Annotated in this window: 15 protein-coding genes and 4 pseudogenes; 13 read left to right on the top strand and 6 right to left on the bottom strand. The window is 59.4% G+C overall.

The window, feature by feature from the left end:
* Window positions 1-31 precede the first annotated feature (31 nt).
* Both NVV77_RS21965 and NVV77_RS09155 read left to right on the top strand, forming a co-directional pair.
* A pseudogene (locus NVV77_RS21965) lies at window positions 32-748 on the top strand (hypothetical protein); the annotation flags it as partial.
* Window positions 749-989: 241 nt separating this feature from the next.
* On the top strand, window positions 990-1,337 hold the full coding sequence (locus tag NVV77_RS09155) for a hypothetical protein (RefSeq protein ID WP_295412611.1): 348 nt from the start codon (window positions 990-992) through the stop codon (window positions 1,335-1,337).
* A 121-nt stretch (window positions 1,338-1,458) separates the two neighbouring features.
* Here the strand turns inward: NVV77_RS09155 and NVV77_RS09150 are convergent, their stop codons facing one another.
* The 6 genes and pseudogenes from NVV77_RS09150 to NVV77_RS09125 all read right to left on the bottom strand — a co-directional run bounded on the left by NVV77_RS09150 (window position 1,459) and on the right by NVV77_RS09125 (window position 6,545).
* A complete protein-coding gene (locus NVV77_RS09150; RefSeq protein ID WP_367178611.1) occupies window positions 1,459-1,776 on the bottom strand; it encodes a cytochrome c in 318 nt (105 codons plus the stop codon).
* Window positions 1,755-2,372 (bottom strand): hypothetical protein, encoded by a 618-nt coding sequence (locus tag NVV77_RS09145; RefSeq protein WP_295412352.1) that lies wholly within the window; start codon window positions 2,370-2,372, stop codon window positions 1,755-1,757. The genes NVV77_RS09150 and NVV77_RS09145 overlap by 22 nt, the downstream gene beginning before the upstream one ends.
* Before the next feature lie 275 nt (window positions 2,373-2,647).
* The gene (locus NVV77_RS09140; protein WP_295412350.1) at window positions 2,648-2,848 is read right to left on the bottom strand and encodes a heavy-metal-associated domain-containing protein; all 201 of its coding nucleotides are present in this window, start codon (window positions 2,846-2,848) and stop codon (window positions 2,648-2,650) included.
* A 75-nt stretch (window positions 2,849-2,923) separates the two neighbouring features.
* A complete protein-coding gene (gene cueR, locus NVV77_RS09135) occupies window positions 2,924-3,385 on the bottom strand; it encodes a Cu(I)-responsive transcriptional regulator (RefSeq protein WP_295412348.1) in 462 nt (153 codons plus the stop codon).
* Window positions 3,382-5,928: pseudogene (locus tag NVV77_RS09130) on the bottom strand (heavy metal translocating P-type ATPase). The gene cueR and the pseudogene NVV77_RS09130 overlap by 4 nt, the downstream one beginning before the upstream one ends.
* A gap of 365 nt (window positions 5,929-6,293) precedes the next feature.
* Complete coding sequence (locus NVV77_RS09125; RefSeq protein ID WP_295412346.1) at window positions 6,294-6,545, bottom strand: hypothetical protein; 252 nt, start codon at window positions 6,543-6,545, stop codon at window positions 6,294-6,296.
* A gap of 234 nt (window positions 6,546-6,779) precedes the next feature.
* On the opposite strand from NVV77_RS09125, the gene NVV77_RS09120 reads away from it, so the two are divergent.
* The 11 genes and pseudogenes from NVV77_RS09120 (at window position 6,780) to NVV77_RS09070 (ending at window position 15,602) form a co-directional block, all read left to right on the top strand.
* Window positions 6,780-7,229 (top strand): hypothetical protein, encoded by a 450-nt coding sequence (locus NVV77_RS09120; protein ID WP_295412345.1) that lies wholly within the window; start codon window positions 6,780-6,782, stop codon window positions 7,227-7,229.
* 382 nt (window positions 7,230-7,611) lie between these two features.
* Window positions 7,612-8,010, top strand: coding sequence for a hypothetical protein (locus tag NVV77_RS09115; protein ID WP_295412343.1), 399 nt, complete (start codon window positions 7,612-7,614; stop codon window positions 8,008-8,010).
* A complete protein-coding gene (locus NVV77_RS09110; protein ID WP_295412341.1) occupies window positions 7,925-8,863 on the top strand; it encodes a TolC family protein in 939 nt (312 codons plus the stop codon). Before NVV77_RS09115 ends, NVV77_RS09110 begins: the two co-directional genes overlap by 86 nt.
* Before the next feature lie 7 nt (window positions 8,864-8,870).
* Entirely contained in the window at window positions 8,871-9,044 is a 174-nt protein-coding gene (locus NVV77_RS09105) for a hypothetical protein (RefSeq protein ID WP_295412339.1), read from the top strand.
* Window positions 9,045-9,072: 28 nt separating this feature from the next.
* Window positions 9,073-10,463 (top strand): annotated as a pseudogene (locus NVV77_RS09100) (multicopper oxidase family protein).
* A gap of 146 nt (window positions 10,464-10,609) precedes the next feature.
* Window positions 10,610-10,948, top strand: a complete 339-nt coding sequence (locus NVV77_RS09095) for a plastocyanin/azurin family copper-binding protein (RefSeq protein WP_367178610.1) — start codon at window positions 10,610-10,612, stop codon at window positions 10,946-10,948.
* Between the two features lie 22 nt (window positions 10,949-10,970).
* Window positions 10,971-11,255, top strand: coding sequence for a copper-binding protein (locus NVV77_RS09090; RefSeq protein WP_295412337.1), 285 nt, complete (start codon window positions 10,971-10,973; stop codon window positions 11,253-11,255).
* 370 nt (window positions 11,256-11,625) lie between these two features.
* A complete protein-coding gene (locus tag NVV77_RS09085) occupies window positions 11,626-12,228 on the top strand; it encodes a DUF930 domain-containing protein (RefSeq protein ID WP_295412335.1) in 603 nt (200 codons plus the stop codon).
* Window positions 12,229-12,380: 152 nt separating this feature from the next.
* Window positions 12,381-12,783: pseudogene (locus NVV77_RS09080) on the top strand (DUF305 domain-containing protein); the annotation flags it as partial.
* 584 nt (window positions 12,784-13,367) lie between these two features.
* The gene (locus NVV77_RS09075; RefSeq protein WP_295412333.1) at window positions 13,368-14,597 is read left to right on the top strand and encodes a L,D-transpeptidase family protein; all 1,230 of its coding nucleotides are present in this window, start codon (window positions 13,368-13,370) and stop codon (window positions 14,595-14,597) included.
* 303 nt (window positions 14,598-14,900) lie between these two features.
* Complete coding sequence (locus NVV77_RS09070; protein WP_295412331.1) at window positions 14,901-15,602, top strand: hypothetical protein; 702 nt, start codon at window positions 14,901-14,903, stop codon at window positions 15,600-15,602.
* Window positions 15,603-15,607: the final 5 nt, after the last annotated feature.

The raw sequence follows: 15,607 nt of genomic DNA, 5'->3' as shown, positions 1-15,607 counted from the left end.
TTTTCGGGTGAAGAAAGGAACCGCGGCGGCAATGGTGGGTTTTCTTGCCATGGCAGACAAAATCGGCTACCGCCGCATCTCGCGGCCATACCCGCCTGATCCTTGCGGTCATGGTCGCGGTTTTGGTCAGTATGACATTTCATCATGGTGCCATGGCGTCAGTCGCAGGCATGCACGTTCATGCCGAGCAGACGCATTCTCATGCAGGTGGTGCTTGTGCGGAGTGTCAGCAACGCTCTCACTCGATGCCCGTTTGTTGCGCGATGGGGCTATGTCTGTCGGCAATTCCGGGCAACTTCCTATCGGCCACGGCTCCCCTCGGCGTCGGCGACGATGGCAGGAACTTATCGCTCGGTTACCCCTCGATGGTCGGCGGAGCGCATCGATCGCCCGCCGAAGGGTTTCGTTCGATCCTAAAAATCATGCAAATCGAACAAGGATTAACGAAATGACTTTCTTCAAAACCTCTCTCGCGATCAGCAGTGTTCTCATGCTTTCCGTTGGCGGGTCGTACGCCCAGGATGCCATGGCCGGGCACAACATGGCTGCCTCCGGTAGCGCCGCAATGGAGCTCCCCGCGGTCTGCACGCCTGCCCAGAAGATGGCCGGCGACATGTCCATGAACATGGACCACAAGATGGACCAGGCTCACATGGACCTTATGGCGGGCATGGACGAGACGAACAAAGCCATGATGAATTCGATGATGGTCGAAGACATCGACGTTGCATTCATTTGCGCCATGATCCCCCATCACCAGGGCGCCATCAACATGGCCAAGGCCGAACTGGCCCATGGCGGACAACCAGTGGGCCAAGGACATGGCCCAGATGGTGATCGACGCCCAGGAGAAGGAGATCGCCGACATGATCGCGTGGCTCGAAGGCGAAGGCGCCAACGAGTAATCATTCCGGGGCGAGCCCTCGGCTCGCCCCGTATCTCAAGCATGGCTAAACTTTTGAGCCTTAAGTTCGGGCTAGGAGGTAACCATGCTCAACGACATCAAGACCGAACTGACGACCTTGCTCGACATCAGCAGGGACGCACTGCACATCCATTTGGGCATCGCTATCTTCCTTGTTGCCGTGGTGCTGGTCAGGCGTGGCCCCGCAAGCCTGATACCGCTTTTCGTGCTTCTGGGATCTGAGCTGATCAATGAAGCGCTCGATACCTTCCACGGCGATCACCTATCTGTCGATATCGCAGGTACTTTGCGCGACATCGCCAATACGATGCTGTGGCCCACTGTGGTTGTCATCGTTGCGCGCGTTTTCATCTCCCGTCAAAAGAGGGCGCTCGACGGAAGTAGATCAATCCTCGCGGAAGCCGCCCAATAGGCGCACAAAAGAATTCTTGCCCTCGGGCTATTTCGCGTCCGCTGCGGAGCGTCGTGACTGAACGTCACGTTCGCGATCGGGCCATGTGCTTTTGATGTATTCCAACACGGCCCGTATTTCATCATCCGTCATGGCGTCTGCGAAGGCGGGCATATCCGTCTCGTAACCCGGTGCGATCGTGGGCGAGCCCGTTTTTGACGATGTCGAACAGCTGCCGGTCCGAATGATGCCAGGTGTGCCCTGAAGCATCGTGCGGCGGGGCAGGCAGTCTCCCGCTGGGCAGGCGCCGCATCCAGTCGGGTTGACCTTCGAGCTCGACGCCATGGCAACTCGCGCAGCGTTCGAGGTAAATCGCCCGGCCCGTTTCCTCTTGCGCATTTGCGCCGCTCGTGATCGCTCCCGCCAGGAGCGAGATGATTACGGTACGAGCGGCGACCACGTTTTTCCACCATCCATGCTGGCGATGACGACGCTTTCGGCGTCAACGGCTACGATATTTGCGGAATCGTCGGGATCGAAGCCGATGTGGAGCAGAACCTGATTCTCGATTTCCGACACTGCCACCAGGTTTTGGCCCTCCAGCCGTTGCAGGCCTTGACCGGCAACGAAAACATGGAGCGTACCATCGGCAGAGGTTTCGACGGCCGTGACCGGATTTCCTGCGGCACCAATCGACTGCCAGCTACGCCCGAAGTCCACGCTTTCAAAAAGGCCCCTCATCGTGCCGGCATAAAGGTGTCCCGCATCTCCCGCTGCCGCCGACAAATCGATCAGTTCGGCGGGCCCGGGCCCGGACACCTCCCAGGTTCGACCGCCGTCGCGACTGACCTGGATACCTCTGAAGGAACCGTAGATCGTGGTCGCGTCCGCCGGGCTGACGGTCATCGCGTGAAAATCCACCGGGCCACCGGCACCATCGGATAAATGGGTCCAATCGCCGCCAGGTCCGACCGAGCCGATCACACCGATATTTCCGCCGGTGCTCGGATGGCCACTTGCGAACAGCTGTCCATCGACGCCGGCTGTAAAGCCCATGAAGTCGTCTTCACCCTCCGAGATCATCGTCGCGGCGCCGGCCGGATCTACGGAGAACAGACCATGATGTGTTGCGAGCAGAACCGCGTTGCTCCCCGATGGTATGACGACGCCATGGATATGGGAGAGATCGCCCAGCGTGACTGCCGGAACATGGTCGGACCCTACTACCGGGGCGGTCAGCAGGAAGGGGAAGGAGGGCAGGCAAAAGATACTTCATGGAGGTGTCTCGGGGCCTAAAAAGCGAACGGCAGGCCGAAGCCTGCCGCAGGGGGTCATTTTTGCAATTCGCCGGTGTAGCCCGCTTCGGAAATGGCCGCTGCAAAGGCCTCCGCAGGCTTGCTGCTCGCGATCTCGACCTTATGCGTCACAACGTCGATCTTTACCTGAGCGCCTGCGTCGACGCCCTTCACGGCTTTTTCGACGGTCGAAGCGCAATGACCACAAGTCATGTCAGTCACCTGAAAATTGTACATGGAAGTCTCCGAAGGTTTGAACTTGGAAAAAGATGGGGTTTCCAACTGTGGGAAGGTCAAGTGCCTTCCTGGCGATTATGCGCGTGCCCGACCAGGCGCTATGTCGGTCACGCCGAACCGCGGCTTTCTCTTGGTGGGCGCATCGGGCTCGGCATGTGCGAATCCTTCAAGAATGGGGCAGTCCGGTCGCTCGTCGCCATGACAGTGCGCAGCCAGGTTCCGAAGCGTATCGCTCATGGCCTGAATTGCCTTGGCCTTCTCGTCGAGAATACGGACGTGGTCGAGGGCAATTGCCTTGACGTCGGCACTCGCGCGCGACCGGTCTCGCCAAAGCGCAAGGAGGTCGCCCATCTGCTCGATGGAAAATCCGAGGTCCCTCGCCCTGCTGATAAAGCGGAGCGCATGGATATCGTTGTCGGAATATACCCTGTAGCCGGACTCGGTCCGCACAGGTGCGGTGATTAGGCCGATCGACTCGTAGTAGCGGATCATCTTGTTCGAGACGCCGCTGGCCTTGGATGCCTGACCGATGTTCATGATGCGGACTCCTTGAGTTCTAGCTTGTTTGCCAAAGCGGTCTGGTGCTCCGGCTTTCGCGTCGGAACCGGCGCCGCGAACCGGCGTAGGCGCAGGGCGTTGCCCAGTACGAAGACGCTGCTGAGCGCCATTGCTCCCGCTGCAAGGATCGGGGAGAGCAGCATTCCGTTGATCGGAAACAGAACGCCGGCAGCCACTGGGATGAGGATGACGTTGTAGGCGAAGGCCCAGAACAGGTTCTGCTTGATGTTTCCGATCGTGGCACGAGAGATTGCTATCGCGTTCACGATGCCGATGAGGTCGCCCGACATGAGCACGACGTCGGCGCTCTCGATCGCGACATCGGTGCCGGTGCCGACGGCAAGTCCGACATCGGCCTCTGCCAGGGCAGGTGCGTCATTGATACCATCGCCGACGAAGGCCACCTTGCGACCGCCTCGTTTGAGGTCGTTGATCGCATTGACCTTGCCATCGGGCAAGACTTCGGCGACCACTTCGTCGATGCCGAGAGCGGCAGCAACTGCCTCTGCGGTGCGGGCGTTGTCGCCCGTGATCATGGCCACGCGCAGGCCGAGGTCGTGAAGAGCCTTGATAGTAGCTGCCGAAGTTTCTTTGACGGGATCTGACACCGCGATAATGGCGGCAAGACGCCCGTCGATCGCGGCGTAAAGCGGAGTTTTGCCGCTGTCGCCGAGTTGCTTGGCGGTTTTGGTAAAACCGCCAACGTCCACCCCGGCTTTGGTCAATGCCCGGTCGGCCCCGACAAGGACCGAATGGCCCTCCACAAATCCGGACACGCCGAAACCCGGTTCCGCCTCGAACTGGGAAACGCTCGTCTCGACCAGACCCTGATCGCGGGCAGCATTTACGATAGCCTCGGCGATTGGATGTTCTGACTTGACCTCGAGGCTGGCGATAAGACGCAGGACTTCGGCCTTCTCGAATTCACCGGTGGTTTCGAGGTCCGTCAATTCCGGCTTGCCCTTTGTAAGGGTCCCGGTTTTATCGAATGCCACTACGTCTGCGGAGCGCAGCGTCTGCAGCGCCTCTCCCTTGCGGAAGAGAATACCCATCTCCGCGGCACGGCCGGTGCCCACCATGATCGAAGTCGGCGTCGCAAGCCCCATGGCGCAGGGGCATGCAATGATGAGAACCGCAACAGCGTTCACGAGGGCGAAACTCAGGGCAGGCGAAGGGCCCCAGATGAGCCAGACGGCGAACGTCAGAAGTGCTGCGGCGATAACCGCGGGGACGAACCAGGCAGTCACCTTGTCCACGAGAGCTTGGATGGGCAGCTTCGAGCCCTGGGCAGCTTCCACCATGCGGATGATTTGAGAAAGGACCGTATCTGCGCCCACCTTGGTGGCGGTAAACCTGATGGACCCATTCTTGTTGATGGTGCCGCCGACAACGTCTGCACCGACCGACTTCCGCACCGGTATCGGTTCTCCGGTGATCATGGATTCGTCGACATAGGTCTCGCCTTCTACGACGGCACCGTCGACCGGCACGCGATCGCCGGGTCGAATGTCCAGAACGTCGCCCGCAACCACACTCTCGAGCGCCAGCTCGACCACAACGCCATCGCGGACCACGCGAGCCGATTTGGGTTGCAGTCCAACGAGGCGCTTGATTGCCTGACTGGTGCGTCCCTTTGGCTCGCGCTTCGAGGAAGCGTCCGAGAAGGATCAGAGTGACGATGACTGCTGCGGCTTCATAGTAGACATTGGCGGTGCCGCTGGGCAGCAGACCGGGCGTGAAAGTGGCCACGATCGAATATGACCATGCCGCAGCCGTACCCAGCACGACAAGAGAGTTCATGTCCGGAGCAAGGCGCCAAAGCGCGGGAATGCCCTTCCGATAAAAGCGCAAGCCCGGTCCGAAGAGGACCGCCGTCGCCAGTGCAAACTGGAGGTAGAGGCTATTGGCATGCCCCAAGTCCGTCATGATCCAATCATGGATCGCCGGGATGAAATGCGATCCCATTTCCATGACGAAAAGCGGGACCGCCAGTGTTGCAGCAACGCCAAGAGCATTGCGCAGGTGACGAAGTTCCGCATCACGGCGGTCCTCTCCGCCCTCCGTGTCGAGCGCGACGTCGACACGAACGATGCCATACCCAGCCTTCTCGACGGCGGCCTCGAGCAACGTCCGCGGCACCGTCGCCACCGGCAAGGTGAGGTCGCTTTCTCGGTTGCAAGGTTGACCGACGCATCGATGACGCCGGGCACCTTGCGCAGGGCTTTTTCGACGCGGGAGAGGCAAGAAGCGCAGGTCATTCCTTCGATGCCGAGATCGACGATTTCGGTCGGCGTTTCGTAGCCGGCTTCACGAATGGCCTCAATTGCACCGGCGAGGTCAGCTTCGCCGGCAAAATTGACGGTCGCCTTTTCGGTAGCGAGATTGACGTTTGCGGCTACGACGGTAGGGAGGGCACGTATGGCCTTCTCGACGCGGCCGACGCAAGAGGCGCAAGTCATGCCTTCGATCGGAAGATCGATGACGACCGAGGGCGCTTTGAGTGATGGAGCTGTTGAAGACATTTGGACAGTCCTATTCTTGACTGTCGATGTATGTACTCCTTCCAACGATGGGAAGGTCAAGGGGCTATATCGCGCCTCAGGAATGCCTTAGGGCGCCTTCTTCGTTCTTCGCCATCCATAGGGCGTAAGGACCTTTGGCTGGAAGACGGAAAGTATGAGACAGAGCAGCAACGGCGCGAGCCCGCCACCCGCATGGAGCACGAGGGACTGGCGAAGCGTCAAACTGGCGGCCAGGTCCAGATCGGCTGTGGGTGTTCTCGCGAGAATCGATATTCCGGGAAGTTGAAGCAGCAGCACTCCGAGCACCGTCGCCGTCGTGATAAGCTTCACGACCACCCAATAGTGGCGAAAGAGACCCCACGGACTTACGAGTGCCTGCAGTACACCAATCGCCAGGGAAGCGTCGCAAGCGGCACTATGGCCAAGCGGCATATCGCATCGGCAGCAAGATAAACCGCAGCTCCATCCACCAAGCCGATGAGGGCAAGAAGGAAAAAGCTAGACACCGCGCCTATCAGGCCCACTGATGTTGCTACGTGGAACACCAGCACCGTCTTGCGAAATTGGGGCATGGCGCGATCATCGCTGTTCGGTTGCGAAATGGCGCCATGGTCCATGGACGCCGCCAAAAGCGGCGAGCCCCTGCAGCAAGCACCAGCGTCACCAAGAGAATTGCCAGCCACTTCACCCAGACCGGCATTGCCGGTGGTCGGACCTCTCGCATTCTCGTGTCCGATCCGAATTTCTGAAGCTGTGGGTCGCCAAACCGAAAAGTGGAGGCGATTTCGGTGGAGGATAGGGTCCTGTGAATCTACCAAGTCAAAAGTGCAAATGCGCACTGGCGTGAGGCTGTGGCAATTGGGCACTGGCGAATCCGCTCCGATAATGTATTTTCCGGCGTCATGCGCTCGCTTGCTCGTTCCATCATCGCCGCTATTGCGCTCGTTGCGTTTCTCGCGACGAACATCGGCATTGCCATGGCGAGTGTCGACCCGGTAGTCGGCCAAGCATCCGTTGAATGCACCGCTATTGCCGACATGCACACCCAGCACGCATCGGTATCGAGCATGCATGACGGCGCGTGCAGCACGTCACCCGAAAAAGGACCGTTCGATCACCATGATGCTGGCGCCAGATCGCCGTGCTGTGCATTGAACTGTCATGCGGCCCTCTCGGTAGCGTTCGCGGATCCCCTCGTGGCTCTACCCTTCGGCAAGGCTACATTTTCTGGATTGAAGCCTGAACAGCATCAGTCCGTGAGCGTGGCATTGGAACGTCCTCCTCGCGAAATTCTCGGCTGATCGAAGCGCTGTCCTGCTGCTGACTGCTCCTGCGTGGCATTTTCACGCCGTGGAAGTCAGGAGCTTGAGTGCCTTCGGTCCCTTCGACGGCCCCTTGCGCCTGTCGAAGCCTGTCACCTGCCGCCTTCAATCGCGGGCGGCCGACTTGCCTTGATCCGAGGATCACTATGAAACTATTCGCTCTGGTGGCAGCAGCCGCCAGCCTGTCCGCGTGTTCGGCGATGCCGGTGCAGCGAGCGGGCTTCAGTCCTGCTGACCCCAACTCCCCAGTGCCGCAACTCCGTTATGTGCCGGTAACGGCCGGTACCCGTTATTTCGTTCCCGTCGATCCGAAACCTTGGGTTGAAAGCAACCAAGCGGTCGGTCCGCAGGCAGGTGCGCAATGACGATGCAGATTGCTCAAGCCGTCGCGACCAACCTTTCGATCACAGGGTTTGCCCGGATTGTTCTTGCCGGCGCATCGGCTCTTGTCCTCGCGGGTTGCGCTACATTTTCGTCCAATGGCGGCATGACCGAAGTCTCAACTCGTGTCGGGCAGGAAATCGGACAGACCGCAGCAAAGATCGTCACTGCGGCTGACGAAGTTTCCGCCATGGCACAAGTCGAGGCATTGCTCGCCAAGCCTTTGACAGCGGACAGCGCCGTTCAGATTGCCCTGCTCAAGAACAGGGGGTCTGCAGGCGGAATACAACGCCTTGGGAATATCCGAGGCGGATTATGTCGAAGCGAGCCTGCCGATCAACCCGAGCTTCTCGATTGGCAAGCTGATCGGCAGCGGTGAACTCGAGATCGAACGACGTCTCGTGGGCAGCATTTTGTCGCTGTTCACACTGCCCGCACGCAAGGCTGCCGCAGAGGCCGAATTCAAAGCAGCAAGCTTCCGAGCCGTCGATGCCACGTTCCGCCTGACTGCAGAGACCCGCCGTGCCTACTACAATGCCGTCGCCTCCCGCCAGCTCGTGACGCTGCTCGAGAAGGGTCAGAGCTCCGCCGAAGCAGCGGCCGATCTTACGGTCAAGCTTGGCGAAACTGGCGCCGCAACGAAACTCGAGCAGGCGCGCGCCGGTGCCTTCTATGCAGAGGTCTCAGCTGAGTTGGCGGAAGCCAAAATGCGTGCGGGCGTTGACCGCGAAACGCTTACCCGACTGCTCGGGCTGTGGGGTACCGAGCTCAACTTCAAGCTCCCCGGCCAACTGCCGCAGCTCCCCGACACGGTGCCTAGCTCGGAACGGCTTGAGGCCGACGCCATCACGCGCCGGGTGGATTTGATGGTTGCGCGGCTCGAACTTGAAGCCTTGGAGAAGTCCCTGGGCCTTACGAATGCCACGCGGTACGTCACCGCTCTTGACCTTGCTGGCATGGCAAACACCACGATCGAAACGGGTGACGAAGGCACGTCCACCAAAGAAACGTTCGGATCTGAAATCGAGATGGAAATCCCGATCTTCGATCTGGGCGGCACAGGTGTAAGGCGTTCCAGCGAACAGTACATGCAGGCAGTAAATCTCCTGGCGGCAAAGGCTACCGACATCCGCTCGGAGGTCCGATCCGCATACATCGCCTATCGATCGACTTACGACATCTCGTGGGCAGTACCGAAACCGCATCCTGCCCTTGCGTGCCACGATCGATGAGCAGGCCATGCTCGAATACAGCGGCATGATCACCGACGTTTTCGACCTCCTCACCACCGCCAGCGAAAGCATCGACAGCAATGTCGCTGCCATTGAGGCCAAACGCGACTTCTTCCTCGCCGCCGTCGACTTCCAGGCCGCCTTGATCGGTGGGTCGGAAGAAGCGGGCAGCTCAGAATAAGAACGCTGATCATGGAAAGTCTTCAATCATGACCTTCTCCCGTCGCTCATTCCTGGGCGCATCTGGAGCGGCTCTGCTCGGCGCAGGATTCGTGTATCCGGACGCACCCAGGCCGCCTCCATTCCCGAAGCCGCGACCATGACGGAAGCCGTCATGCAGCCGCCGCTCGTTCCCACCAGTGGGCCGGATTATAATCCGGTCGTCACTCTCAACGGGTGGACGTTGCCACCCCGCATCAAGGGCAACTGGAAGGAATACCACCTCGTCGCCGAGCCAGTCGTGCGCGAGATCGCCCCGGGCATGGTGGCCCATCTCTGGGGCTACAACGGTCAGTCTCCCGGGCCAACGATCGAAGCGGTCGAGGGCGACTATGTCCGCATTTTCGTCACCAACAAACTGCCCGAGCACACCACCATCCATTGGCATGGCCAGCTGCTGCCGAGCGGAATGGATGGGGTTGGAGGGCTCACCCAACCGCATATCCCACCAGGCAAAACCTTCGTCTATGAGTTCCAGCTGCGCAAGAGCGGGACCTTCATGTACCACCCGCACGCCGACGAGATGGTCCAGATGGCCATGGGGATGATGGGTTTCTTCGTCGTCCATCCCAGGGATCCGGCTTTCCGCCGGGTCGACCGCGATTTCGTGTTTTTGCTCAACGCTTACGACATCGAACCCGGCGCCTACGTGCCTAAGGTCAACACCATGACGGACTTCAACCTCTGGACATGGAACAGCCGGGCATTTCCGGGCATCGACCCGCTTGTGGTGGCAAAAGGGGACAAGGTCCGCATCAGGTTCGGCAACCTGACCATGACCAACCACCCGATCCACATGCACGGGTACGATTTCAAGGTTTCCTGCACAGATGGAGGGTGGGTACCGGAAGAGACCGCGTGGCCCGAAGTCACCATCGACTGCGCCGTGGGACAGATGCGAGCCTTCGACTTCGTGGCCGACGAGCCGGGGGATTGGGCGATCCATTGCCACAAATCTCACCACACCATGAACGCCATGGGTCACGAAGTCCGAACCTGGATCGGCGCCGATCGCGATGCCATCACCGAGAAAATCCAGGCACTCGTGCCCGACTACATGTCCATGGGCGCTTCCGGCATGGCCGAAATGGGCGAGATGGAAATGATGATCCCCGACAACACGCTGCCGATGATGACGGGCTGGGCCCAGTTCGGCGCCGTGGAAATGGGCGGGATGTTCTCCGTCGTGAAGGTGCGCGAGGGCATCGCCACCCACGACTATTCAGATCCGGGTTGGTTCGAGCACCCGGCCGGGACCGTCTCCTACGAATGGACAGGCGAATCCCAGGCGATCGAGCGAGCGGCCTCACCGCAGTTCGATGCATCGACAACGACAGAAGTCCAGGTGGTCAAACCTGGCGCTGACCACACCAACCATTAGCAAAGAGATGCACATGAAAAAATTCCTCACGCTCGCCTTCCTCGCTCTGCTGGCCGCCGGAAATCCGGCGCTTGCCGACTCCGGTCACGATCACAGCGAGGGAGCTGGTTTACGGCGAGCCTGGCGACCCTTCGAAGCCTGCCAGAATGGTTCTGATCGCCATGCGCGAAACGAAAGACGGAATGTCGTTCGTCCCCAATCAGATCAAGATCAAGGCCGGCGAACAGGTCAAGTTCGTCATCCGCAACACTGGCGAGCTCGATCACGAGCTGGTCTTTGCCGATCTCGAATCCAACCTCAAGCACGGCGTCGAGATGGCAAAGAACCCGGATATGGAACACGACGACCCGAATGCTGCGCGTGTCGCGCCCAAGAAGGTCGGCGAGATCGTCTGGAAATTCACCAATGCCGGCGAATTCGACTTCTCTTGCCTCATTCCCGGACACCGCGAGTCCGGCATGTTCGGCACCATCATCGTCCAATAACCTTCCAAACAGGAGCTAATCCATGCGTAAACTTATCCTCGCCGCCTTCATCGCACTTCTTCCGGCCTCCGCCATGGCAGCCACGGTGCCAGTTCAGGGGGAAGTTAAGAAAATCAACGAAGCTCAGGGAAAGATCACCCTCAAGCACGAAGCGATTACAAACTTGGGAATGGATGGAATGACCATGGTTTTCTCCATGGCCGACCCCACGCAGCTCAAGTCATTCGCCCCAGGTGACCGGGTCGTATTTGAGGCCGACCGCGTCAATGGCAAGATCACTGTGGTCAAGATCGAACCTGCCAACTGATTTTGAAGGAGGCCGGGCGACCGGCCTCCGCCCATTGCGACGGCGAAGCCTGGCAAAATGACGTTTGGCATAGGCGCGACCTTGACCTTACCACTGTTGCAACCCCTATCCCGGTACATAGGTCAACCTTATCATCACCGAGACGGGCAGGCATTTGCGGTCGAGAGAAGCCGTCGCCGTGAGCGAGCATATGGCATTCCCGTCAATCTTTTTCGAAGGCCACGCCAGTTTCGAAGAGGCAAGATGGCGAAAACGCAGCTCCCAAGAGCTTCTCGTTCTCCTTGTGTCTGGGCTAGCCCACGCGTTAGCGATTGGAGCTGCCCTTCAGTTCCTGTCGACACGACCTCTGGTACCAGCTCGATTTCGCGTCGTGGAAGTCGAACTGGTAAGCGAAGCTGATGTCGTCGAAACACCGCCAAGTCCACAAACGCAGGATGTCGAACCGGTGGCGCCCGAGCTGAATCCCACGGAGATTTCGTCCGATCTGATGAGCCCTGCGACCGGCGCGCCTGCGGTGATGGCGCCGCAATTGTCAGATGTTCTGGAAGATGAAGCTGACGAGGCTTCGAGCGACGGTTTTGTTGAAGCGGAGCAGCTGTTCACAGCCCGCATTCTCAAAGAGCCTGCGAGCGAGGAGGTTCGCAAGACACTGCCGCTTCTGGCTCCCGAAGAACGGGTCACCCAGCTTTGCAACATAGAGGCTTTGGAGCAGGTTCGAATGGACCGATCGGGCCCGGAACCAGATTCGCTTGATCCTTCCTCGTTTGGTCCAACCACTTTTGCGGAGGGGCAGGTCGAAGCAACAGGTGGCGCAATCCGCATCGCGCAGGAGTGGTATCACATCGAGTTCGAATGCGTGCCAGGCGAAGATCTCGAGAGCATTCAACGCTTTCGGTATCGGCTCGGCGAGGAGATACCGCGCGAGCTATGGGAGGAGCACAATCTCATTCCTGAGGACTTTGACGACGACTGACCTGAATGCGTTCGGGATGCTGCTCACCCCTCGATGCGGCATCGGCAAAAAAGGAGATGACCATGAGCGACCACACCCAACACTCCGGCTCGGACCAACATTCTCTGGGTCATGGACCGCACGACCATGGAGGCCATGGTCGCCCCTACCTGATGTTCTGGATCAACATGATTCTGGGACTGATCGTGATGTACGTTGTCATGTTCTCAATGATCGACGGTTGGCACGATTTCAGGAACAACCTCAACATGTTCTATATGGCGGTGACGATGTGGGCCCCAATGGGCATCTTCATGCTTGCCACGATGCCGGGCATGTTTCCGAACAAGCGCATGAACCTCGCGCTCTACGCGGCCTTCTTGTTGCTGACCTTTGCTGTCTTTCTGGGCGACGCGCGCCCAGTCCTTCATCGACGACCGCCAGTTCATCGATTCCATGATCCCGCACCATTCCGGGGCCATCCTTATGTGCCGTGAAGCCGATATCTCAGACCAGGAACTGCTTCGGCTTTGCGGCGAGATCATCGAGGCCCAGCGCCAGGAGATCGAGCAGATGCAGGCCATCCGGACCGGCTCTGATCGTCACAAAAGGCAACTGGAAACCGGTGGCGCAGGAGTCACCGGTTGCTTCCCCATTGTCGCCGGATTTCTGGTCAAGCTATGGGTGTTGTGGGGCGTCGATCCCGGCGAAAACAATGTTGATCCTCAGGTTCATTCGAGGGCTTTTTGCCCATCCTGTTCGCAACCGTCGTGCTGGCACTTTCCTCGCCGCAGGTGAGTGCCACCGGCACTTCGACGTCAGCGGACTTCGCTACGATTGACCTCCGCCACGACCACAATGAAGACTGTGCCAAGGACCCCCTGCACGCCATGGGCTGCTGCTCCGCCGCACTTGCCCTGCCGGCGACTGCCTTCGTGCAACCTGTCCGCTACGCCCCGGCATCAATCCACGGTATCGAACGTGGATGGCAGACGCCGCCTGCCCCTCTTCAAGACAAGCTTTTCCGGCCACCTCGTACCGGTTGACCTTGTCGCCGAACCTGCCTTGCAGAGGTCGTAAGACCGAGCTCGTGCATCAACTCGGCGGGAAACCCAACCGCGATGATTGCTACGGAAAAGACCCATGAAAGAAGAGATTTCTTGAGGCTGCTGCCAGCAGGCGCAGCCGCCACATTGCCGTTCGTCCAAGGGGCCCAGGCCCAGTCCCTGTGGGACATGATGAACAAGAGCCGCACCTTGAGCGATGCGGAACGTGAAGCCAACAGTGCCGCCGCGATCCAGGCCATTGATACCGTTGAGCCGATCCTCTCCTACGACACAGCGAACAACCTCCAGCTCGCCATCGCGCAGTACGAGCCTTTCGTCATGGCAGGCGGTTGGGAGCAGGTGCCGCAGAAAACCTACGGGGTCCGAATGGGCGTCAACCGCGACGGCGTCGTGCAGCTCAAGCGCCGGTTGCTATCGTCGGTTGACATGCCGATGGTCGATCGGGTCGACGAGACCTTCGATGCGCCGACCGATGCCGCTTTGCGTCGCTTCCAGGCCCGTCATGGCCTCCAGGTCAGCGGGGAAGTCGATGAAGCCACTTGGTACGCCCTGAATGTGCCGGCAGAGACGCGGCTGCATCAGCTACGCCTCAATTTGTTACGCGTTCAGGCGATGGCGCCGGCCCTGGCCGACCGTTACGTCGTCGTCAACATCCCCGCCGCCTTCATCGAAACCGTCGAAGGCGGCATGGTGCAACGGCGTCACACCGCGGTCGTCGGCCGTATCGACCGTCAGACCCCGATCCTCAAAAGCCGCATTCACCAGATCAATTTCAACCCGTTCTGGAACGTGCCGGTCTCGATCATTCGCCGGGATTTGATCAAGTACATGAACGAGAATCCGAATTATCTAACCGAACAGAAAATACAGATCTATGACGGCAGTGGTCGGGAGCTGCAGCCGACCGACATCAACTGGCAGACCGAGGAAGCGGTCAACTACAATTTCCGCCAGGATCCCGGACCGCAAAATTCCATGGGCAACGTGAAGATCAACTTCCACAATCCCCATGCGGTGTACCTGCATGATACCCCGACCAAGGGTTTGTTCGGTGAGAACGCGCGCTTCTATTCCTCCGGCTGCGTGCGAGTGGACCAGGTGCAGGATTTCCTGGGTTGGGTCCTGCGCGACAACGGCGACTGGGGTCCGGCCGAGGTGGGCAATGTCTTCTCAACCGGCGAACGCAAGGATGTCGATGTCCGCAACCCCGTCGAATTGCACACGACCTACATCTCGGCTTGGGCGAACCGCCAGGGCGTTGTCAGCTTCCGAGACGACGTCTACGAGTTCGATATGGCAGGCAAGGTGAACTTTGAGGCCTGAGCCTTTATTGGATCGACGGACATGATCGCCGCATTGATACAGCGACGATCATGTCCGGAGCTTGCGTGAGGACTCTTACCAGACCGATCTTGCGATCGATCGAAATGCGTCCATCCCCTTATGTCGCCCTAAATCGCTGTCGGATAGTTTTGCGCCGTCTGATTGGGAGAGTTCGATGGTGTCCATGAGAAAACTATCGGTGGCGCTGGCTGCGATGCTGATAATGTCGGGCCCGGCGTGGGCAGTGCCGAAGGCCGCCCCTGAGGGCGAAGCGGATCAGATGCTTCTGCAGCCCTCGGCAGCGTGACCCTTACGGAATCCGACCCCGTCCTCAACGACCAGACTCCTACGCTCGAACTGACGACAGCTGCACCGGATACCACCGTTTCGAACTCGATAGTCAGCTCGGTTGCATTGTCGCCGGATCGCTGCGCCGTGGAGGTCGAAATCCCGACTGATGGAACAGAGTTCATCAGCCCCGAACCGGCAATCGAAGGAGAGGCGCGCGACTGCGCTGACCTTACGGACGCAGTGCCGATGGCCATGACGCCCGAAGGACCTCGACCGTTGGGAAGTCCATCGTCTGAATCCACTACTGAGGACGTGTTGCTTCTGCGATTGGGGGAGCGCAAGGCCGGCCTTGACGCCGAGAAGGCAAGCCTGGAGCAGCAAGCGCTCCTTCTGGACGCCGCTGAAAGGCGTATTCAAGAACGCACCGCCAAGCTTACGGAACTCGAGCAAAGCATGAACGACCTCATTGGTGCGCGTGACCAGCAAAGCCAGGAAGAGATCGCGGGAATGGTGTCGCTGTATCAGAACATGAAACCTCAGCAGGCGGCGTTGGTAATGGGTGGGCTCCCAGATCCAATCCTGCTCCAGATCGCGTCGGCCATGTCGCCTCGGAAGATGTCGGCGATCATGGCCGAGCTGAATCCGGTACGGGCACAGAACTTGACAGTCATGATGATGGACAGAGCGGGGATGCTCGAAGCACTTGGTGAATGAACTTT

Source organism: Devosia sp., assembly GCF_024707125.1.
Lineage (GTDB): Bacteria > Pseudomonadota > Alphaproteobacteria > Rhizobiales > Devosiaceae > Devosia.
The sequence above is the reverse complement of the archived record's forward strand: the minus strand, read 5'-3'. Positions and strand labels throughout refer to the sequence as shown.

What these genes read in the sequence shown, in the direction of transcription:
- NVV77_RS09155 (WP_295412611.1), top strand. Translation starts at nt 990, where the DNA reads ATGCTCAACGACATCAAGACCGAACTGACGACCTTGCTCGACATCAGC.
- NVV77_RS09095 (WP_367178610.1), top strand. Translation starts at nt 10,610, where the DNA reads ATGGTTCTGATCGCCATGCGCGAAACGAAAGACGGAATGTCGTTCGTC.
- NVV77_RS09115 (WP_295412343.1), top strand. Translation starts at nt 7,612, where the DNA reads ATGACGATGCAGATTGCTCAAGCCGTCGCGACCAACCTTTCGATCACA.
- NVV77_RS09145 (WP_295412352.1), bottom strand. Translation starts at nt 2,372, where the DNA reads ATGGGCTTTACAGCCGGCGTCGATGGACAGCTGTTCGCAAGTGGCCAT.
- NVV77_RS09125 (WP_295412346.1), bottom strand. Translation starts at nt 6,545, where the DNA reads ATGGACCATGGCGCCATTTCGCAACCGAACAGCGATGATCGCGCCATG.
- NVV77_RS09090 (WP_295412337.1), top strand. Translation starts at nt 10,971, where the DNA reads ATGCGTAAACTTATCCTCGCCGCCTTCATCGCACTTCTTCCGGCCTCC.
- cueR (WP_295412348.1), bottom strand. Translation starts at nt 3,385, where the DNA reads ATGAACATCGGTCAGGCATCCAAGGCCAGCGGCGTCTCGAACAAGATG.
- NVV77_RS09105 (WP_295412339.1), top strand. Translation starts at nt 8,871, where the DNA reads ATGCTCGAATACAGCGGCATGATCACCGACGTTTTCGACCTCCTCACC.
- NVV77_RS09140 (WP_295412350.1), bottom strand. Translation starts at nt 2,848, where the DNA reads ATGTACAATTTTCAGGTGACTGACATGACTTGTGGTCATTGCGCTTCG.